17 protein-coding genes and 1 tRNA gene are annotated in these 19,048 nt (G+C 70.8%); 5 read left to right on the top strand and 13 right to left on the bottom strand.

The window, feature by feature from the left end; genetic code table 11:
• Positions 1-139: 139 nt before the first annotated feature.
• A tRNA-Arg gene (locus OXS49_RS22500) sits at positions 140-216 on the bottom strand.
• Between the two features lie 302 nt (positions 217-518).
• On the opposite strand from OXS49_RS22500, the gene OXS49_RS22495 reads away from it, so the two are divergent.
• Positions 519-1,229, top strand: a complete 711-nt coding sequence (locus OXS49_RS22495) for a L,D-transpeptidase (protein ID WP_267426817.1) — start codon at positions 519-521, stop codon at positions 1,227-1,229.
• A 217-nt stretch (positions 1,230-1,446) separates the two neighbouring features.
• On the opposite strand, the gene OXS49_RS22490 is transcribed toward OXS49_RS22495, so the two are convergent.
• Positions 1,447-5,970 (bottom strand): CusA/CzcA family heavy metal efflux RND transporter, encoded by a 4,524-nt coding sequence (locus tag OXS49_RS22490; protein WP_267426816.1) that lies wholly within the window; start codon positions 5,968-5,970, stop codon positions 1,447-1,449.
• Between the two features lie 64 nt (positions 5,971-6,034).
• The gene (locus tag OXS49_RS22485; RefSeq protein ID WP_267426815.1) at positions 6,035-6,232 is read right to left on the bottom strand and encodes a polyhydroxyalkanoate synthesis regulator DNA-binding domain-containing protein; all 198 of its coding nucleotides are present in this window, start codon (positions 6,230-6,232) and stop codon (positions 6,035-6,037) included.
• Between the two features lie 570 nt (positions 6,233-6,802).
• Here OXS49_RS22485 and OXS49_RS22480 point away from each other — a divergent pair.
• From OXS49_RS22480 to OXS49_RS22465, 4 genes are all read left to right on the top strand, one after another.
• Positions 6,803-7,480, top strand: coding sequence for a response regulator transcription factor (locus OXS49_RS22480; protein ID WP_267426814.1), 678 nt, complete (start codon positions 6,803-6,805; stop codon positions 7,478-7,480).
• Positions 7,473-8,837, top strand: a complete 1,365-nt coding sequence (locus OXS49_RS22475) for a HAMP domain-containing sensor histidine kinase (protein WP_267426813.1) — start codon at positions 7,473-7,475, stop codon at positions 8,835-8,837. The genes OXS49_RS22480 and OXS49_RS22475 overlap by 8 nt, the downstream gene beginning before the upstream one ends.
• A gap of 231 nt (positions 8,838-9,068) precedes the next feature.
• Positions 9,069-9,854 carry a YfdX family protein gene (locus OXS49_RS22470; protein WP_244002263.1) on the top strand — a complete coding sequence of 262 codons (786 nt, stop codon included), beginning with the start codon at positions 9,069-9,071 and terminating at the stop codon, positions 9,852-9,854.
• Positions 9,855-9,952: 98 nt separating this feature from the next.
• Positions 9,953-10,156, top strand: a complete 204-nt coding sequence (locus tag OXS49_RS22465; protein WP_267426810.1) for a hypothetical protein — start codon at positions 9,953-9,955, stop codon at positions 10,154-10,156.
• A gap of 91 nt (positions 10,157-10,247) precedes the next feature.
• On the opposite strand, the gene OXS49_RS22460 is transcribed toward OXS49_RS22465, so the two are convergent.
• The 10 genes from OXS49_RS22460 to OXS49_RS22415 are packed head-to-tail and all read right to left on the bottom strand — an operon-like array spanning position 10,248 to position 19,030.
• Positions 10,248-10,592, bottom strand: coding sequence for a RidA family protein (locus OXS49_RS22460; RefSeq protein WP_267426808.1), 345 nt, complete (start codon positions 10,590-10,592; stop codon positions 10,248-10,250).
• A gap of 26 nt (positions 10,593-10,618) precedes the next feature.
• Entirely contained in the window at positions 10,619-11,779 is a 1,161-nt protein-coding gene (locus tag OXS49_RS22455) for an FAD-dependent oxidoreductase (protein ID WP_267426807.1), read from the bottom strand.
• Complete coding sequence (locus tag OXS49_RS22450) at positions 11,776-12,414, bottom strand: hypothetical protein (protein WP_267426806.1); 639 nt, start codon at positions 12,412-12,414, stop codon at positions 11,776-11,778. Before OXS49_RS22450 ends, OXS49_RS22455 begins: the two co-directional genes overlap by 4 nt.
• Complete coding sequence (locus OXS49_RS22445; RefSeq protein ID WP_267426805.1) at positions 12,411-13,808, bottom strand: NAD(P)/FAD-dependent oxidoreductase; 1,398 nt, start codon at positions 13,806-13,808, stop codon at positions 12,411-12,413. Before OXS49_RS22445 ends, OXS49_RS22450 begins: the two co-directional genes overlap by 4 nt.
• A complete protein-coding gene (locus OXS49_RS22440; protein WP_244002275.1) occupies positions 13,805-14,125 on the bottom strand; it encodes a (2Fe-2S)-binding protein in 321 nt (106 codons plus the stop codon). Before OXS49_RS22440 ends, OXS49_RS22445 begins: the two co-directional genes overlap by 4 nt.
• Positions 14,106-15,239, bottom strand: a complete 1,134-nt coding sequence (locus tag OXS49_RS22435) for an FAD-dependent oxidoreductase (protein WP_267426804.1) — start codon at positions 15,237-15,239, stop codon at positions 14,106-14,108. The genes OXS49_RS22440 and OXS49_RS22435 overlap by 20 nt, the downstream gene beginning before the upstream one ends.
• Positions 15,236-16,051, bottom strand: a complete 816-nt coding sequence (locus OXS49_RS22430; protein ID WP_267426803.1) for an ABC transporter permease — start codon at positions 16,049-16,051, stop codon at positions 15,236-15,238. The genes OXS49_RS22435 and OXS49_RS22430 overlap by 4 nt, the downstream gene beginning before the upstream one ends.
• Positions 16,048-16,932 (bottom strand): ABC transporter permease, encoded by an 885-nt coding sequence (locus OXS49_RS22425; RefSeq protein ID WP_244002281.1) that lies wholly within the window; start codon positions 16,930-16,932, stop codon positions 16,048-16,050. Before OXS49_RS22425 ends, OXS49_RS22430 begins: the two co-directional genes overlap by 4 nt.
• A complete protein-coding gene (locus OXS49_RS22420) occupies positions 16,929-17,990 on the bottom strand; it encodes an ABC transporter ATP-binding protein (RefSeq protein WP_267426802.1) in 1,062 nt (353 codons plus the stop codon). The genes OXS49_RS22425 and OXS49_RS22420 overlap by 4 nt, the downstream gene beginning before the upstream one ends.
• Positions 17,990-19,030 (bottom strand): ABC transporter substrate-binding protein, encoded by a 1,041-nt coding sequence (locus tag OXS49_RS22415; protein WP_267426800.1) that lies wholly within the window; start codon positions 19,028-19,030, stop codon positions 17,990-17,992. Before OXS49_RS22415 ends, OXS49_RS22420 begins: the two co-directional genes overlap by 1 nt.
• Positions 19,031-19,048: the final 18 nt, after the last annotated feature.

Genomic DNA, 19,048 nt, shown 5'->3' with positions numbered 1-19,048 from the left:
GCGCGTCTCCACGCCTTTGCACCGGCAATGTCGGCGGGTCTGACGCCGGGGTCCAGCGGTTTCGAGGGGGTTCGCGGTGCCGTCGCAGCGCTTGCCCGACCGGGCACACCGGCCAGGATCGATCCGGCGGGCGAAGGGTTGGCGACCCCGGTAGGGCTCGAACCTACGACCTGCCGCTTAGAAGGCGGCTGCTCTATCCAGCTGAGCTACGGAGTCTGGTGCCGGGCCGGGTTCGTAGCAGCCACCCCGTCGCCTGTCATCAGGCCCGGCTCGCACCCACGAGGCGGCCATGCCATCCGCAGGGATTGATCGATCGGGTGCGCGCGGCACGAAGACCCGTGGTCAGCGCGCCATTTCATTGCATCGATCGTTCAACCCTGGATGACAACCGATATTGGCCACACTCCCGACGCATTCCCCCGGCTTTCGACTGTGGACAGCCGAGCTTGCCTGCTGCGCCGCGGCGCGGCACCATCGAGCTCGACGGTTGCGCGGCGGGACATGGGACGTCCAGAGACATGACGATCGACGCTCGGAAGACCGGTACCGGGGCATTGGACGCGTCCGCGCGACCCGGGCCGCAGGCGGGCCTGCTCAGCCGCCGGGCCTTCCTGGCCGGGTCGTCCCTCGGGGTCGGCGCCCTCGCCCTCGGCGGGTGCGGGACAACCGACACCCTCTTCCTCGCCGAGGCACAAAAAACCTACGGGCCGATGCCGAACGAGAAGTTCCCGATCCCGGCGGCCGACATCAGCAAGATCGATCCGAAATACTATCGCCGGACCGTCAGCTATGACACGAAGGAGGCGGCCGGCACGATCATCGTCGATCCCGCCCATTACTACGTTTATCGTGTCGAGGGCGACGGCACTGCAACCCGGTACGGCGCCAATGTCGGCCGCCAGGGGTTCCTGTGGAACGGCGACGCCTATGTCGGACGCAAGTCCGAATGGGCGACCTGGACGCCGCCCGCAGAGATGATCCGTCGCCAGCCCGAAGCGGCGAAATACGCTCGCGGGATGCCGGGCGGCCTCGAGAATCCGCTCGGCGCCCGGACGCTCCACCTCTACCAGAACGGCGCCTATACGCTCTACACGATCTACGCGAGCAGCGACGCCGAATCGATCGGCACCGGCATCACGAGCGGCTGCGTCGGCCTGCTCAGCCAGGATATGATCCACCTCTACGCGCGCACGCCGGTCAAGACGAAGGTTGTCGTTCTGCCGGCCTGAGCAGGTTTCGCGAAAGTGGCCACCGGTTTTGCAATCAAATCCTGCGAGCGGCGAAGGACCTAAGCCGAGGATGCGTTGGCGTGCCAACGTATCCTCGGCTTATTAGTCCAGTACGATCGCGTCCCGAGCCGGTCCCGCCGCGGGCGCAATCGGGGCTCCCGCCGCGAAGAGCTGCGCCGGAAGCAGCCGGCTTATTACGTGTATCTCAGCGGGCTGTTCAGCGCCCCGCGGGCGGCGGAGCCGACGCCGCCGCGCCTGGACGAGACCGGCCCGATTGCGTCCTGCGGTCCGCGCTCGCCCGCCGCAGGCGCAGGCCTGCCACCCATGGATAGACGGCCGGCAGCACCACGAGGGTGAGCAGGGTCGCCGAGATCAGCCCGCCGATCACCACGGTGGCCAGCGGGCGCTGCACCTCGGCGCCCGCGCTGGTGGAGAGCGCCATCGGCAGGAAGCCCAGAGCCGCCACCAGGGCGGTCATCATCACCGGGCGCAGCCGCATCTCCGCGGCGCGGGTGGCCGCCTCCCGCGGGTCGAGGCCGGTCGCCTCCAGGTCGCGGATGTAGCTCGTCAGCACGACACCGTTCAGGATCGCGATGCCGAAGGTCGCGATGAAGCCGATCGCCGCCGAGATCGAGAACGGCATGTCGCGGAGCGTCAGCGCCAGGATGCCGCCGGTCGCAGCCACCGGCACGTTGAGGAAGATCAACCCGGCGAGGCGGATGTCGCCGAACATCACCACCAGCAGGAGCAGGATCGCCGCGAGCGCCGCGGGCACCACGACGGCGAGCCGGGCGGTCGCCTCCTGCAGGTTCTGGAACTGGCCGCTCCAGACCAGCGCGTAGCGCGGCGGCAGCGTCACCTGCCGGGCGACGGCGGCCTTGGCGGCATCCACGAAGCTCTGGACGTCGCGGCCGCGGACATTCGCCTGAACGGAGATCCGCCGTTGCAGGCGTTCGCGGCTGATCTGCGCCGGGCCGGAGGCCACATCCACGCTGGCGACCATCGACAGCGGCACCATCATGCGGCTGCCCGCCTCCCGGCTCGGATCACCGTTGCCGGAGCGGCCGACCGGCAGAGCGCGGATCCGCGCGATGTCGCCGCGGTCGGCCAGATCGAGCCGGACCACGATCTCGGTGATCGAATTGTCGACACCGTAGACGACGCCGCTGGTCCGGCCGCCGATGCTCTCCACCATGTCGAGCACGTCCGACACGTTGATGCCGTAGCGGGCCGCCTTGGCGCGGTCGACCTGGATCGTGAGCGCCGGCATGCCGGCCTGCGCCTCGGCCTTCACGTCCGCCGCCCCGTCGATCCCGGAGACGGTGCGCACGATGGCGTCGGCTTTGTCCTTCAGAACCTTCAGGTCGTCGCCGTAGAGGCTGATCGCGACGTCGCCGCGCACGCCCTCCAGCAGGTCGTCCATGCGCATCTGGATCGGCTGGGAGAAGGTATAGGCCACGCCCGGCACTTCCTCCTTGAGACGCTTGTCGATGGCCGCCACGAGACCCTCCTGCGTGTCGGCGGTTATCCATGTGGCTGGGTCGGTGAGGGTGATGAAGCTGTCGGTCGATTCGACGCCCATCGGATCCGTGGGGATCTCGGCGCTGCCGGTGAGCGAGACGACACGCTTCACCTCCGGAAACGACTTCAGCACCCGCTCGATGCGGGTCACCGTGGCGAGCGAAGCGCTCAGATCGATGCCCGGCAGTTTCTCGGAGGTGATGACGATCGAGCCCTCCGACAGCTTCGGCAGGAACTCGCCACCGAGCCGCGTTGCCAGCACGCAGGAGCCGGCGAACAGGGCAAGCGTCGCCAGCACGGTGAGCCCGGCGTGCCGCTCGGCCGCCTTCAGCAGCGGCGTGTAGGCGGCCCGCATCCCGTGGACGAGCCGCGTCTCGCGCTCGCCGACGCCGCTGCCGGCGAGGAAGATCGCGGCCAGCGCCGGCATCAGCGTCATGGTGATGACGAGGGAGCCCGACAGGGCCAGGATGACGGTCAGCGCCATCGGCACGAACATCTTGCCGGCCACACCTTCCAGCGCGAGGATCGGCACGTAGACGAGGATGATGATCGCTACCGCGAACATCACGGGCTTGGCCACCTCGGCGGCGGCATCGCGGATCAGGTCCTCGGGCGGCCGGCCCGGGTGCTCGCCGCGGGCGCGCAGCACGTTCTCGACCATCACCACGGCGCCATCGACGATCAGGCCGAAATCGATGGCGCCCAGGCTCATCAGGTTGCCCGACAGGCCGAGCAGCCGCATGCCGACGAACGCCATCAGCATCGCGAGCGGGATCGCGGCCGCCACGATCAGCCCGGCGCGGAGGTTGCCCAGCAGCAGCAGCAGGACGACGATGACAAGGACTGCGCCTTCGAGGAGGTTGTGCGCCACGGTGTGGATCGTGCGGTCCACGAGCGCGCTGCGGTCGTAATAGGGAACGATCTCCATGCCCGGCGGCAGTTGCGGGCGCAGGTCGGCGATCGTCTTCTTCACTTGGCCGACCACCGCGCTGGCATTCTCGCCGACCTGCATCAGCGCGATGCCGACCACTGTCTCGCCCTGCGCGTCGTGGGTCACGGCCCCGAGCCGGACTTTTGGCGCCTCGACCACCTGGCCCAAAGTCGCGAGCGTCACCGGCACGCCGCCCGGCCCGGTGGCGACCACGATGTTGGCGATGTCCTCCGGGCTTTTGGCGAGGCCGAGGCCGCGGATCGTCTCCTGCTGGTCATTATGCTCGATATAGGCGCCGCCCCGGGCCGCGTTGTTGTCGGCGAGCGCCGTGAAGACATGGGCGAGGCCGACGCCGTAGCGGCGCAAGGCGTCGGCCGAGACCCGGACCTCGTAGGTCGGCATCTGGCCGCCGTAGATGTTCACATCGACGATGCCGGGCGTCAGCTTCAACTTCGGCGCGATCGTCCACTGCAGGGTGCGCCGGAGCTGCATCGGCGTGTAGGCGGGCCCGCGCAGCTCGAACTGGTAGATCTCGCCGAGCCCCGTCGCCATCGGGCCCATCTGCGGATCGCCGACGCCCGCCGGCATCATGCCCTTGGCCGCCGGCAAACGCTGGAACACCTGATTGCGCGCCTCCGTGATCGGCACGCCGTCCGCGAAGGTGACGTAGACCGCCGAGACGCCGGCCCGCGAGGTCGAGCGGATCCCGGTCAGGCCCGGCGCCCCCGCCATGGCGTTCTCCACCGGGAAGGTGACGAGCCGCTCCACCTCCAGCGGCCCAAGGCCCGGCGACAGGGTCAGGATCATCGCCTGCTTGGGCGAGATGTCGGGCACCGCGTCGATCGACAGGCCTTCGAGGTTGGCCACGCCCCCCGCCGCCGCGGCGAGCGCGATCATCAGCACCAGGAACCGGCGGCGGATCAGGAGGGCGAACCACGACCGCATGGAAGGCCTCAATCCGTCGAGCCGAGCAGGCTGCGCAGCAGGATCGCCTTGAGCCCGAAGCTGTCCTTGCGTCGCCACGATGTCGCCGGCCGCGACGCCGCTCTGCACCTCGACCCAGTCGGAGCGCTGGATCCCGAGTGTCAGGGCGCGCCGCTCGAACTGGTCCTCGCCCACACGCACGAAGGCGATCGGCCCCTGCTCGGTCTGCTGGATCGCGGCCGCCGGGACGGTGACGCCGTTGCGGCCGAGATCCGCCGCGATCGTCACCGCGACGAACATGTTGGCGCGCAGCAGGTCGCCCGGGTTGGCGAGCTCGATGCGGGCAGGCGCCGTGTTGGTGGCCGGATCGAGGGCGGCGTTCACCGAGCGGACGCGGCCTTCGAAGGGATCGTGGCCCGGGACCGGGCTCTCCACCGAGGCGCCGTCGCCCGCCTTCACCTGGGCGGTATCCGGTCCGTAGAGGTTGGCCAGCACGAGGACGCGGGTCGGATCGGCGACCGTGAAGGCGTCGCGGGCGGTGTCGACGACCTCGCCGAGAGTCACGCCGACGCTGGTCACGACCCCGGCGATCGGGGTCACGACGGCGCTGGTTCCGGGGGCGCCCCCCTCGGTCGGGGCGAGGCGCTGGTACTGCGCCCGGTACATCTCGGCGTTGGCCTGGGCCGATTTCACCGCCGCCTGCGCCTTGGCGAGATCGACCTGCCGCCGTTCCACCTCGGCCTGCGCGACGCCGCCGAACTTGAGCTGCTCCTGTCCGCGCTTGAGCTGCAGCGCGGCCACCGCCTCGGAGGCCTGCGCCTCGCCGAGGGAGGCCTGCGCGGCGAGGTAGCCGTTGCGCGCATCAAGCAGGCCGGCAGCGTCGAGGGTCGCCAGGGTCTCGCCCGCCTCGACCCGGTCGCCGGGCTGGACCGCGAGGCTCAGCACCCGTCCTTGTGTGCGCGGCTTAAGATGCGTCACCCGCCGCTCGTCGAACGCGACGGTGCCGGGGACGCGCACCGGCAGCACGATCCGGCGGGTCTCGGCCGTCCCGAAGGCGAGGCCGATCCGCGTCTGCCCCTCCGCGTCGAGGGTGACGCGATCGGGGTTCGCCGGCGCCGCGTCGGGTTTGTCCGTCCCCGCCGCCGACGTGGCCGGCGCGAGGCCGAGCGCGGTCAGGATGGGCGCGCGCTCGATCCAGCCGGCAGTGGCGAGGCCGGCCCCAGCCAGGAAGAGGAGCACGCGGACGCCACCGCGGCGGCGCGGCACCTCTGGGGCGGGCTTCGAGGGCACCTCCTCGTCCGAGCCCTCCGGCTCGACGGACTCAGCTTCCATGGCGCGGGCATGCGCCTCCGCGTTCAGCGTCATGGGCGCGCGCGCCGCTCGCCGGGCTGCCCATTTCCGGCTGCCCGGTCGCTGGGGATCGGCCACCTCATGCGTCGAAACCCGGGCGCAGCACCTCGTCGCTCACGAAGCGTCCGGTCTCGACCTCACGGACCACCACCTCGTAGCCCTCGCTGCGCAGTTCCTTCAGCCGGTCCATGGAGACGTAGCTGCGCGTCTCCACGTCGTAGAGACGGGACTGGGCGTATCGGTTGATCAGGCGCCGCGGACTCTTCTTCCTAGGCATGCGCGACGCCTGCCGGATGGCATCGGACCGGGCGATGACAGCCAGGCTTCGAGGTTAGCCACTGAAGCCGGCAGCAGGGCGCGACAAGCCCCCTCTCCCGTGCGGGAGCGGGTTGGGGTGAGGGATGAGATGCTTCAGCACCAAGCGCGCCAAGACCACGCGTGAAGATCGCGCCTCTTCCTGAACGTGCTCGACCCTCACCCTGTCCCTCTCCCGCTCGGGAGGGGGGACCCGCGCACCATCCTGTCGCCGCGGCGCCGGCCCCCATGTCCAGTTCCTGCGAAAGTGCGCAGGTAAGCTCCGAAGCCCTCCGCCCCTCTCCTCGAACGGCGATTCCTGGATCCGCACAGCGAGCCCATCGGGGCACACGCGTTCGGCGGGGCGGGGTCTGCATCGACGCAATCCGGTCAAACAAATGGGGCCGTGAAACCGGCGCCGGTACGCGCTAGAGTCATTCTAATAAGTTGGGCGAAGCCAATGCTGCGCCACTAAATTCGGGTTCACAATCGGGCCGCGCCGGGACCGGCGAACCGAAATGCGGCACACAGGAAACCGGCCGGAGGTGCGGGCGTGGCGAGGGTGCTGCTGATCGAGGATGACGCGGAGACGGCAGCCGTCGTGCTCGATGACCTGCGCGGGCGCGGTCACGCGGTCACCTGGGCGGCGACCGGGCCCGACGGCGCCCGGGCGGCCCGGGACGGCACCTGGGGCGTGATCATCCTCGACCGGATGCTGCCCGGCCAGGACGGGCTCAGCGTCCTGCAGGATCTCCGCCGGGACGGGGACCGGACTCCCGCGCTGGTGCTCAGCGCGCTGGGCGACGTAGATGAGCGGATCCGCGGCCTGCGGGCGGGCGGGGACGACTACCTCGCCAAACCCTTCGCCCTGGGGGAACTCGCCGCCCGGATCGAGGCTCTGCTCCGGCGTCCGGTGGACAGCCGCGAGACCCTGCTTCGGGTCGGCAGCCTGGAGATCGACCTGATCGCCGGGACCGGCCGGCGCGGCGCGCGCGATCTCGAATTGCTGCCGCGTGAGCTCAAGCTGCTCGCCTATCTGATGCGCGCACCCGGCCAGATCGTCACCCGGGCGATGCTGTTCGAGGAGGTCTGGAACTACCGGTTCACCCCGAAATCGAACCTGATCGACGTCCATCTCGGGCGCCTGCGCCGAAAGCTCGAAGCCTGCGGAGGACCACCCCTGATCCAGAACGTGCGCGGCCTCGGCTTCACCTTCACGCCCGATGACTGATCTGCTGCGCTCCACGACCGTGCGATGGGCGCTCGGCATAGCCCTGTGGTCGGTGCTGCTCGCGCTGGCGATCTTTGCCTTCATCTACTGGCAGACGGCCGCCTACCTGCGCGAGGAACTCGCCGAGACGCTGCGGCTCGAAGTCCGCGCGGCCGCCGCAGATCCCGCCTCCGCGGCTTTGCGGGTCGACACCTGGACCGCCATGGACCTGCACGCCACCCATTACGGCGGCCTGTTCGGGCCCGACGGCGCGCGCCGGGCCGGCAACCTCGACGCGCTGCCCAAAGGTTTGGCTCGTGACGGGGACGCCTATCGCGTGAGTGCCGTCGTCGAGGTCGCACAGCGCAGGCTCGACGACGAGATCTGGGCGGCCGCCCTGCCGCTACCGGACGGCAGCACCGTGGTGATCGCCCACGATTCCGACGAGATCGACCGCGTGCGGGTGACGACCCTGCGGGCGCTCGGCCTCGGATTGGTGCCGATGCTGGCCCTGTCAGGTCTCGGCGGCCTCCTGCTGGCGCGACGGGGCCGTCGGCGGCTGGCCGCCACCGAGGCGGCTCTGTCCGAGGTGATGGGCGGCGACCTGCGCCGGCGCCTGCCGGTCGGCACCCGGGGCGACGAGTTCGACCGGCTGGCCGCCAACGTGAACCGGATGCTCGACGAGATCGAGCACCTGATGGGCGAGGTCCGCAGCGTCGGCGACGCGGTCGCCCATGATTTGCGCACGCCGTTGACCCGGCTGCGCGCCCGGCTGGAACGCAGCCGCATCCAGGCCCGGACGGTGGCGGAGTTCCAAGAGACGATCGACCAGGGCCTCGCCTGGATCGACCAGACCCTCGCCATGGTCACGGCGGTGCTGCGGATCGGTGCGATGGAAGAGGGGCGCCGGACCGCCTTCGCACCGGTCGATCTCGGCGAATTGGCGGCGGCTGCGGTGGACCTCTTCGAGCCGTCGGCCGAGGAGAAGGGTGTGCGCCTCACCCTCGCGATCGCGGACGGGCTTCCCACCATCCGGGGTGACCGAGACCTGTGCTTCGAGGCTCTGTCGAACCTCCTCGACAACGCCCTGAAGTTCACGCCGCAGGGCGGGGCCGTGTCCGTGCGCCTGACCCACCTGGGCGGCGCTGTCAGCCTCGCGGTGGAGGATACGGGGCCGGGCCTGCCCGCGACGGAGCGCGACAAGATCTTCCAGCGCTTCTACCGCTCGGAGGTGGCCCGCCAGACCAAGGGCAACGGCCTCGGACTGAGCTTGGTGGCCGCAATCGTCAAGCTCCACGCCGCGAGCGTGAGCGTCCACCCGGCCGCGACGGGCGGTTGCCGCTTCGACCTGATGTTTCCCGCCGCAGCGGCCACCTGAGGCGGGTCCCGGTCGAAAAGATCCGATCGAAGGCCGGCAGGCATCCGGCGCCGATCGCGAGACCGTGACATCGCCAATCCCAGTCTCCACCTGGCGCCAGCACCGACATGTCCGAATTTTAATCCAGTGGACATGCGACCAACACGGTAGTTGAATATTATATGAACACGCGAAGAACGAGGCCGATACAGTCAAAGGTCTTGGTTCAAGCGCTCAGATGGAGTTATCAAGATGGCTTATCGCAAATCCATGGCTGCGGCGCTCGTGCTCTCCACCATCCTCGGCGGGACCGCTTTCGCCGCGGAACAGGCCGCTCAGCAGCCCGCCGCGCAGCAGACGGCGATCGACAAGGATGTGGGCAAGCTGTCGAAAGATGGCGCACAGGCGTTCCGTGATCTTCAACTCACGCGGCTCGCCATCTTCGAAGCGGACCCCGCTCAGGCCAAGGCTCTGATCGGCAAGACGCAGGCGGCCTTCACGAAGGCCAAGACCGATGACGCCGTGTTCACCAAGGCCGAAGCCGACCTCAAGACACCCGCCGACATGGCCGGCCACAAGGCGATGGCCCCGGTGGCGACCGCTCAGCCCGCGACGACCGACGCGAAGCCCTCCAAGGAGCAGGTCGCCTGGGTTCCGGTGGACGCGCAGCTGACGCTCGGTGACGACTTCGTGGCCAGCCCCGATAAGGCCTCGGCCGTGACCGAAGCGAACAAGAACCTCGCCCACGGCGACCAGAAGGGCGCGATCGAGAAGCTCAAGCTCGCCCATGTCGACGTGAACTTCACGATGGCGGTGCTGCCGCTCGACAAGACCATCGCGGACGTCAATCAGGCGGCGACGCTGATCGGGCAAGGCAAGTATTACGAGGCCAACGCGGTCCTGAAGACTGCCCAGGACGGGATGCGCTTCGACATGATCGACGCGGTCGCCCTTCCGCAGACGGGCAAGGCCGCGGCGTCAAACACCGCGTCCCCGACGGCGACCGGCACGGCCGCAGGCGCCAAGGCCGGCAAGTAACAGACGACCGGGCGGCCGGGAAAGTCCTAGCCGCCCAGTCTGATCAGACGAACGACATCGTCAAGATCCTGTCCCAGTTAAATCAGAGGAGGACGACCATGATCAAGACAACGGTGAGCGCCGCGTTGTGCACGGCCTTTCTCCTGGCCACCGTCCCCGCCATGGCGGCACCGAACGAGATGCCGCAGGGCAAGCGGGACGAAACGTCGATGAAGGACACGAAGCAAGCCATCACCGCACAGCGGAAGGACAACAAGGAGGCCAACAAGAACGTCGACAGCCTGATCAAGAACAGGAAGTGATACGTCCGGCCGGTCCGCACCCCGGCAAGACCAGCCGCTTCCATAAGGCAGCCCGTGGCGCCGCAGCCGAGCCGCGCCCCTCGACCGAGGCTCATTTCGCCGCGGTGATCACGGCCTCGATCAGGACATCGGGTCCCAGTTCGGCGACCCCGATGGTGGAGCGGCTCGGCAGGAGCTCGGGGGCGAACCACGCGGTCCAGGCGGCGTTCATCTCGTCCTTGAGCGCCATGTCGGTGATGTAGAGCGTCGCCGTCAGAATCCTGCTCCGGTCGCTGCCGGTCTCGGCAAGCAGCGCGTCGATCCGCGCCAGGATTTGCTCTGTCTGGCCCTGCATCGTCGCGGAGCGATCCTCCGCCACGATGCCGCCGAAGTAGAGGACGCCGCCATGCTCCACCACGCGGTGCATGATGGGCGTGCGGATATGGCGTTCGATCATCGAAACAGGTCCTTGTGCGTGGAGGATCAGCCGGCTGGCTGAAGCAGGGCCGAGCGGGTCTCGCGGGCGGGGCCGCCGAGGGTGAAGCGGTCCGGCGCGAATGCCGTGAGGGCGTGCGTCTCCGGTCCGTCGAGCAGCAGGCCGGCGACGATCGCACCGACGATGGGCGCGAGCGCGAAGCCGTGCCCGGAGAAACCGAAGGCGTGGACCAGCCCGTCCGCCACCGCGGACCGGCCGATCACCGGCAGCTCATCGGGCGTGACGCCCTCGATGCCGGCCCAGGCGTGGACGATCCGCGCCTCGCGCAGGGCCGGGAACAGGTCGAGCGCCGTGCGGGCCGAATAGGCGAGCCGCGGGACGTCGAGGTGGATCTCTCCGGTGTCGAGGTCGGCCTGTCCCTTGTGGCCGCCGCCGATCATCACGTGGCCGCTGTCGGACTGCTTGAACGACAGCGGTCGCCCGGCCGCCCCCACCACCGGTGTCAGGAGTGGCGGCAGCGCGTCGGTGAGCAGCATCTGGAAGGCGTTGAAGCCGAGCGGGATCGGCTCTCCGGCCGCGCGGGCGATACGGCCGCCCCAGGCGCCCGCGGCGTTGAGCAGGAGCGGCGCGGCATGGGTCTCGCCCCCGTGTGTCCGGAGGCACCAGAGGCCGGCCCGGCGCTCCAGCGTGGCGACGCGTGCACCCTCGATCACCGTGGCACCGGCGGCCATAGCGGCGCAGCCGAAGGCGCGCGTCGTGCGCAAGGGGGACGCGAAGCCGTCGCGGCGGGCGACGATGCCGCCGACCACGTGCGGGGCGACCGCCGGGAGCAGCTGGCGCACCGTCTCGGCATCCGCCAGAGCCTCGTGCATCCAGCCGGCGGCGCGCAGGCGTTCGACGCGCTCGGCGAGCTGCGCGAGTTCCGCCTCGGTCTCGGCGACCCGGACCTGCCCGACGGGGCGGAAGCCGCAATCGTCGCCGACGAGGTTCGCGATGTCATGCCAGCGCTCGATCGCCTCCAGGGCGAGCGGCACCTCGGCGGGATGGCGGCCCAGGGTGCGCACGCCGCCCGCCGAGTAGCCCGAGGCCTGGGCGCCGACCTGCCGGGCCTCCAGCACACGGACCCGGCGCCCGGCCCGGGCCAGATGCAGGGCGGCGGACAGCCCGTGCAGGCCCCCACCGACGATCAGGATGTCGGGATCGGTCATGCCAGCGCGCCCGTATCCGTCTGCGGGGGAACCGCCTCCGGCATCGCGGCCACGAGGCCGGCCAGCGCAGCGAGGCCGACGGGACGCGCCGGCACCACCGCGCCCAGGATTGCGCACTGCGCGAGTGCGGCCCGGTGGCGCTCCGGCCCCGCGGGCCGCTCTAGCAAAGCCGCGAGGTCCACCGGATCGAGCCGCAGTGCGGGCACGGTCTTGGCGGGCGCAGTCTTGGCGGGCGGGATCATCGGCGCGTTTGTGTATGCCGGCCCGGCGGCCAGGGCGCGCGCGGCGATGGTCGCCTGACGCTCCGCCTCCCGCGAATTTGCCGCCCCCGCCACGCGGCCGGCTACCGAAACGCCCGGTACGCTGGTCCGGCCCTCGGGATCGGCCACGACCCGCCCGTCCCGGATGGCGCAGCCGAGGGCGGCCAGCAGCAGCGGCTCGTCTGCGCAGACCAGCAAGCCGTCGAACGGCTCGGCCCAGACCCGCCCGTCGCCCTCGACCCAGAGGCGGGGGGGCTCGGCGTGCCAGGCCGTAGCCTCGGGCCGGGCGATCTGGACGGCGCCGGGCAGCGCGGCCAGGGCGGCGCGGCCAGCCGGACCGCCGCCGACGATCACGATGCGGGGTTTCGCTGTCACGCGATCAGCTCCGGGATTGCGTCCGGCCGTTCGTTCGCGAGTTCGCCCACCGTCATCGGCTTGAACGGGGCCCGCGGCCGTAGCGCCCCGACCGTTTCCATGGAGGCCCCGCGGGTCTCGGCGATCAGCCCGGCGACGACGGTGCCGCACATGCGCCCCTGGCAGGGACCCATGCCGGCCCGCAGGAAGGCCTTGACCTGGTTCGGGCCGGCGGCGCCGAGGCGGGCGGCCCCACGGATCTGCCCGGCGGTGATCTCCTCGCAGCGGCAGACGATGGTGTCGTCTGTTGGGGTGAGGATCGCCGAGGCGGGGCGGTAGAGCCGGTCGAGGAAGGGCCGGAGCGCCAGGGCCGAACGCTGAGCCTTCTGCGCATCCGCAGCGCGGGTGTCGCGGGCGACTGCGTCGAACCGGCCGAGGCGGTGAGCCGCGTCGATCGCGGCCAACCGCCCGCCCGCGGCGGCCGCCTCCCAGCCGCCGATACCGCCGCCATCGCCCGCCACCGCCACATTCGGATGGCTCGTGGCGCCCCAGGCGTCGAGGCGGGGACGCCAGCAGAGCTGCCTGTCGTCCCAATCGTGGTCGAACCCCAGCGCCCGGGTAATGTGGGTCGACGGAATCACCCCCTCGTGCAGGAGGAGCGTGTCGCAGGCGATCGCGTGGTCGCGGCTTCCCTGACGCCAGCGCACAGTCGAGACCCGGCCGTCGCCCTCCGCCCGGAGGTCGCGGACGTTGCGCACCACGGTGAGGCCCCGCGCCCGGGTCTCGCGCATCAGGGCGACGCCCTTCGCGAGCAGCCTGCGGCCGGTCCAGAGGCCGCCCGCCCGCAGGGCGTCCCGCAGGGCGCCGCCGACGCCGGTCTCCAGCAGCGTCAGCCGCTCGACGCCGGCGCGCAGCAACTGCACGGCGAGCAGCCAGCAGAGCGGCCCCTGCCCGGCGATCACGACGGATCCCTCCGGCACGGCGCCGGCCGTCTTGAGGAGGATCTGAGCGGCGCCCGCGCTCATGACGCCCGGCAGCGTCCAGCCGGGAATCGGCACGGGCCGCTCCTGGGCGCCGGTCGCCAGCAGGATGCGCCGGGCGGCGATCTCCGCTGTGGCGCCGTCCGCGGCGACGGACAGCAGGCCCGCATCGGGGTCGAGGTGCCAGAGCGTGGTCCTTGGCCGGTAGGCGATCCCCTTGGTGGCGCGGAACGCACCCGCCAGGGCGCCACCGGCATCGAGGAACTCTCCGGCGAGCGCCGGATCCCTCGACGCTGCCTCGACTGCCCGGAAGACCTGCCCGCCGGGGGCAGGCTGCTCGTCCAGCACGGTAACCGAGAGCCCGAGGCAGGCGGCCTCGGTGGCGGCGGCCATGCCGGCCGGGCCGGCGCCGACGATGGCGAGATCGTAGCTCATGCGGCGTCCTCGATCCGCGCCGCGCGGGCGCCGACCTGCAGCTCGATCCGCATGCCGGCGGCAACCGGCACGAGGCAGGATTGCCGGTTGGCCACGCCGTCGATCTCAGCGAGGCAATCGAAGCAGATGCCGATCATGCAGTAGGGCAGGCGCGGCGCCCCGTTGACCGGCGTCGTGCGGATCGCCGGCGCGCCCGACAGCAGGACGGCGGCGGCCGCCGAGGCGCCCTCGGGCACGCGGACGGGTTGGCCCGCGACGAAGACCTCCACCAGCCGGTCCCCGGGGGCCGGACGCGCCTCAGGCCGCCTTCTGAACATCGAACCGTCTCGCGCTGAAGGGGGACATCTCCGGCGCCAGCGCGCCGGCCGCGATCATCGGGGCGAGCAGGCTCGCATGCGCGCCGGCCAGGGTGACGCCGGAATGGCAATTGGCGATGGTGGCGCCCGGATAACGCTCGGATTCGTCGTAGATCGGCTTGCCGTCCGGCGACATGACGCGCAGCGCCGCCCAGGCCCGGACGATGTTCAGCTCGGCGATCCACGGGAAGGTCCGGACCGCCTTATGGGCGATGGCCCGCATGATGGCAGGCGTCTGGGTCAGGGTGTCGAAGCCCATATCCTCCTTGCTGTCGCCCAGCAGCAGCGAGCCCTCCTCGGTCTGGCGGACGACGTGGGTGGGCAGACCCAGCACCTGCCGTGTGCGCTCCGTGACGAGGATCTGGCCGCGCTCGGGCCGCAGGGGCGCCGACAGGCCGACCAGCGGTGCGAGGTCGGCGTTGCCTAGGCCGGAGGCCAGGACGAGGCGCGGCGCCCGGACGGTCTCGGCCCCGATCGCGACGGTAAAGTCGCGCGGGGCCGCCTTGATGGCGGTGACCTTGGCGTTCGGCCGGTAGTGGCCGCCGAGATCCTGAAACGCCGCGTGGAGCGCCCGCAGGAGGTGGAGTGGGCTCGCATGGCCGTCATACGGTGTCCATGAGGCGCCCACGACCTGGGGGCCGAGGCCCGGAACCATGTCGCGCAGCTCCGCGGCCGGGATCATGCGGTACTCGTAGCCGGCATTGCCGGCCTCCCGGCGCAGCTGACCCATCAGCGCGTCCCGCTGGGCCATCTCGTCGTCGGAGAAGCAGAAGTGCAGCCCCCCCGGCTGGTGCAGCCCGACACCGATGCCGGTCGTCGCGAGGAGGTCGGCGGCGAGTTCCGGCCAGGCTCCGGCGGAGGCATGGGTCCAGTGCTGGTAATGCGGCGCGCCGAGGCCCTTCGACTGCACCCAGACCAGCCCGAAATTGCCCCGGCTCGCCCGGTGGGCGACGTCGCCCTCGTCGAGCATCACGGTCGTCAGGCCCTGCCGCTGGAGCCCGTAGGCGATCGCCGCACCCACGAGGCCGCCGCCGACCACGATGGCGTCGCGCGTGTCTTGTCCGGTCGCTGTCATGCGCGGCGTTCCCCGGTGAGCAGGCGGTCGATCGGGTAGAAGCGATCGAGCCCTAAGAGGATCAGGGCGGTGACGAGGATCAGCGCCGCTGAGACCGACGCGACCAGCGGGTCGGTCATCTGGTCGATGTAGTTGAACAGCTGCACCGGCAGCGGGTTGGCCGCCGGCGAGGCCAGGAACAGGCTCACCGTCAACTCGTCGAAGCTGGTGACGAAGGCCAGGATCCAGCCCCCCGCGAGGCCGGGCGCGATCAGCGGCAGGGTCACGCGCCGGAACACGGTGAACCGGTCGGCACCGAGGCTCTCGGCGGCGCGCTCGATGCGCGGATCGAGCCCCGACAGGCCGGCGCCGACGAGGCGCAGCATATAGGGTGTGATCACGATGACATGGGCCGCCACGAGGCCCGTGAAGCTGCCCGACAGGCCGAAGCCGGAGAAGAAGCGCAGCAGCGCGACACCCAGCACCACGTGCGGGATCATCAGCGGCGAGGCCAGGATCGCCACGAGGGTGCCCCGCCCGGGGAAGCGCCAGCGGGCGATCGCCAGGGCGGCCGGGACGGCGATCAGGGCGGAGATCGTCGCGGCCGTCACGCCGAGACGCGCGCTGTACCAGAAGCTCTCCAGGAAGCGCGGGTTGTCGCCGATCGCCCGCCACCAGCGCAGCGAGAGGCCGTCGAACGGCAAGGCGAGGTAGCCCTGGCCGGTGAACGAGACGGCGATCACCACGACGAGTGGCGCCAGGATGAAGGCGATGAACAGGGCGTGGAAGGCCAGCGCCAGGGGGCCGTTGCGGCTGGAGCCGTCACCGCTCATGCCGGGCCTCCCTGCGCGACCTCGCCGAGGCGCCGCAGCGCCCGCTTCTCGACGAGCCGCGTCCAGAGAAGCGTGGCGAGCAGGATCGCCGCCATCAGCACGGTGGCGAGCGCGGCGCCGAGCGGCCAGTTCAGGGTGTTGAGGAACTCGTTGTAGGTCATGCTGGAGACGACCTTAAGGCGCTTGCCGCCCAGCATGGCGGGCGTCGCGAAGGCCGAGGCCGACAGGCAGAACACCATCAGCGCCCCGGCCATGACCCCCGGCATGACGTTGGGCAGCACGATGCGGGTGAACACCGTGAAACGCCCTGCTCCGAGGCTGGTGGCGGCGCGCTCCAGCACCGGATCGAGCCGCCCCAGGCTCGCCCAGACGGACAGCACCACGAGCGGCACCATCACGTGGACGAGGCCGATCACCACGGCCAGTTCCGTGAACATCAGCCGGTAGGGCGCGCCGGGCAGATGGAGGGCGGTGAACGTCTGGTTCACGAGGCCGTTCGTGCCGAGCAGCACCATCCAGCCGAAGTTGCGCACCACCACCGAGACCAGCAGCGGCCCGACCACGACGAGGAGCATCGGCCCGCGCCAGCGCGGATCCATGCGGTGGATGATCCAGGCCTCCGGCACCCCGACGAGGAGGCAGATCAGGGTGGTCAGCCCGGCGATGCGGAAGGTCCGCGCCAGGGCCTCGCCGAACAGCGGATCGGTGAACAGATCCTGATAATTGGCGAGACCCCAGCCGGGCAGCACGCCCTTTTCGAAGTCGAAGCCGTGCAGGCTTAAGGCCAGCACGCCGGCGAGCGGGACCAGCAGTGCCCCAGCATAGACAAGGGCGGAGGGCGCTGTGAGAAGCGCCGGGGTGAGGCGGTCAAGGCGGGTCATGCCGGCTCCAGCCGCCGCAGGCTATGGGCGTCCCAGTCCAGCGTCACGGCGGCGCCCTCGTCCAGCGGCGTCGCGCCGGTGTTCTGCGCCATGACGGCGAAGGCGCCCAAGGCCGTCGCCACCGTGTAGAGCCAGTAGCCGCCCAGGAAGAGCCGCGCCTGCACGCGGCCCTCGAGTCCGGGTAGCCCCTCGGGCGTCCGCTCGCTGCGGATGCGCATGCGCTCCGGCCGGATCGTCAGGAGGATGTCGCCCTGCCGGTCGGCCAGTTCCGGTGGCAGGGAGAAGCGGTGGCCCGCCGCCTCCGCCTCGCCGCAGGCGGCCCGCGCCGGCAGCCGATTGCTGCGGCCCAGGAAGTCGGCGACGAACGCGTCAGCCGGGATGTCGTAGGCCTGCCAGGGGGCGTCGATCTGCACGACCCGGCCGCCCTGCATGATCGCCACCCGGTCGCACAGGGCCATCGCCTCGGCCTGATCGTGGGTGACCAGCACCGTGGTGACGCCGATCCGGCGCTGCAATTCGCGCAGCTCGACCTGCATCTCCTCGCGCAGCTTGGCGTCGAGGTTCGAGAGCGGCTCGTCGAGGAGCAGCAGGCGCGGCTCCACCACCAGCGCCCGCGCCAGGGCGACGCGCTGCTGCTGGCCGCCCGACATGTTGCGGGGAAAACGCTCGGCGAGGTGGCCGAGGCGGACCTGGGCCAGAGCCTCGGCGACGCGCTTGGCCCGCTCCGCCTTCGGCACGCCGCGCATCTCCAGGCCGAAGGCGACGTTCTCGGCCGCACTCATGTGGGGGAACAGCGCGTAGGACTGGAACACGAGGCCGATGCCGCGCTTGGCCGGCGGCGTTCCGGTCAGGTCGCGTCCCTCCATCAGGATGCGGCCGCGGCTCGGCGTCTCGAAGCCGGCGATCATCTGCAGCGTCGTGGTCTTGCCGCAGCCGGAGGGTCCGAGGAGGCCGAGGAACTCGCCGGGCGCGACCGTGAGGCTGACGTCGCGCACGGCGGTGACCGTGCCGTAATCCTTGCCGAGACCGTCGAGGGTAAGGAAGGCGGGCGCGGACATCAGCGCTCGACCTGCCGCTGCCACTGCCGGGTCCAGTCGGCGCGGTTGCGATTGACCACGTCCCAGTCGAGGCCGATCAGCGAGCGCACCTGATCCTCGCCGTAGATCACCCGGTCGGCGACCTCCGGCGGCAGCTTCGTGGCGCGGTTGGTCGGGCCCGCCCCGTACTGCGTGGAAAAGATCTCCTGGACCTTCGGCGAGACGAGGTAGGCGAGGAACTTGTCGGCGAGCGCCGGCTCCGGGCTGCCCGTGATGGCGCAGCCCGCCGTCATCAGCACGACGGCACCCTCCTTCGGCCGGGCGATGGCCAGCGGGAAGCCCGCCTGCTGCATGGCGGCGACCCGGGACGAGCCCCAGACGGCGAGCCAGATCTCGCCCGACTGGAACATCTCGCTCATCTTGCCGGGCGAGCTCTCGTAGGCGAGCACGTTCGGGTTGATCTGCTGGCGCATGACCTTCAGCCCCGGCGCGATGTCGGCGTCGCTGCCGCCGTGGATGCGGGCCATCATCGCCAGGGTGTGGACGCCGTAGGTGTTGTCGATGCCGGGGATCGCGATCCGCTGCCGGTACTCCGGCCGGGCGAGATCCATCCAGGAGGTCGGCACCGGGAAGCCGCGCTCCTTGAACAGCTTCGTGTTGTAGGCGATCCCCGTGAAGCCGAAGCCGGTGCCGACGGCGTGGTCATCGCCCAGGACCGCGATCGGGTAGACCGCATCGCGCACCGCGTCGGGCAGCGTCCGGCACAGGCCGAGCGACACCGCCTGCACCATCGGACCGTCGTCGAGCACCGCGACGCCGACCGTCTGATTGCCGCGCTGCGCCTGCATCCGGGCGAGGTTGTCGGAAGAATTGCCGGTCAGATAGTCGATCCGGACGCCGTTCTCGCGCTCGAACGTCGGAATGACGCTGGTGCGCATGATCTGCTCGTAGCTGCCGCCGTAGCCCGCGACGGTCAGGCGCTGCTCAGCCAGGGCCGGAGCCTGCGATGCGACCAGCGCGGCGGTCGCCGCCGCAAGAATTCCCAGTAACGACCGCATCATCGCTTGCCTCCGTGAGCA

The organism is Methylobacterium sp. GC_Met_2 (genome assembly GCF_026540795.1).
Lineage (GTDB): Bacteria > Pseudomonadota > Alphaproteobacteria > Rhizobiales > Beijerinckiaceae > Methylobacterium.
This window is presented reverse-complemented; position numbering and strand designations above follow the sequence as displayed.

Bases quoted from the DNA above. Each gene is read 5' to 3' on its own strand.
- OXS49_RS22495 (WP_267426817.1), top strand. From the start codon at position 519: ATGACGATCGACGCTCGGAAGACCGGTACCGGGGCATTGGACGCGTCC.
- OXS49_RS22490 (WP_267426816.1), bottom strand. From the start codon at position 5,970: ATGACGCTGAACGCGGAGGCGCATGCCCGCGCCATGGAAGCTGAGTCC.
- OXS49_RS22485 (WP_267426815.1), bottom strand. From the start codon at position 6,232: ATGCCTAGGAAGAAGAGTCCGCGGCGCCTGATCAACCGATACGCCCAG.
- OXS49_RS22475 (WP_267426813.1), top strand. From the start codon at position 7,473: ATGACTGATCTGCTGCGCTCCACGACCGTGCGATGGGCGCTCGGCATA.
- OXS49_RS22470 (WP_244002263.1), top strand. From the start codon at position 9,069: ATGGCTTATCGCAAATCCATGGCTGCGGCGCTCGTGCTCTCCACCATC.
- OXS49_RS22465 (WP_267426810.1), top strand. From the start codon at position 9,953: ATGATCAAGACAACGGTGAGCGCCGCGTTGTGCACGGCCTTTCTCCTG.
- OXS49_RS22460 (WP_267426808.1), bottom strand. From the start codon at position 10,592: ATGATCGAACGCCATATCCGCACGCCCATCATGCACCGCGTGGTGGAG.
- OXS49_RS22455 (WP_267426807.1), bottom strand. From the start codon at position 11,779: ATGACCGATCCCGACATCCTGATCGTCGGTGGGGGCCTGCACGGGCTG.
- OXS49_RS22445 (WP_267426805.1), bottom strand. From the start codon at position 13,808: ATGAGCTACGATCTCGCCATCGTCGGCGCCGGCCCGGCCGGCATGGCC.
- OXS49_RS22440 (WP_244002275.1), bottom strand. From the start codon at position 14,125: ATGTTCAGAAGGCGGCCTGAGGCGCGTCCGGCCCCCGGGGACCGGCTG.
- OXS49_RS22435 (WP_267426804.1), bottom strand. From the start codon at position 15,239: ATGACAGCGACCGGACAAGACACGCGCGACGCCATCGTGGTCGGCGGC.
- OXS49_RS22430 (WP_267426803.1), bottom strand. From the start codon at position 16,051: ATGAGCGGTGACGGCTCCAGCCGCAACGGCCCCCTGGCGCTGGCCTTC.
- OXS49_RS22425 (WP_244002281.1), bottom strand. From the start codon at position 16,932: ATGACCCGCCTTGACCGCCTCACCCCGGCGCTTCTCACAGCGCCCTCC.
- OXS49_RS22420 (WP_267426802.1), bottom strand. From the start codon at position 17,990: ATGTCCGCGCCCGCCTTCCTTACCCTCGACGGTCTCGGCAAGGATTAC.
- OXS49_RS22415 (WP_267426800.1), bottom strand. From the start codon at position 19,030: ATGATGCGGTCGTTACTGGGAATTCTTGCGGCGGCGACCGCCGCGCTG.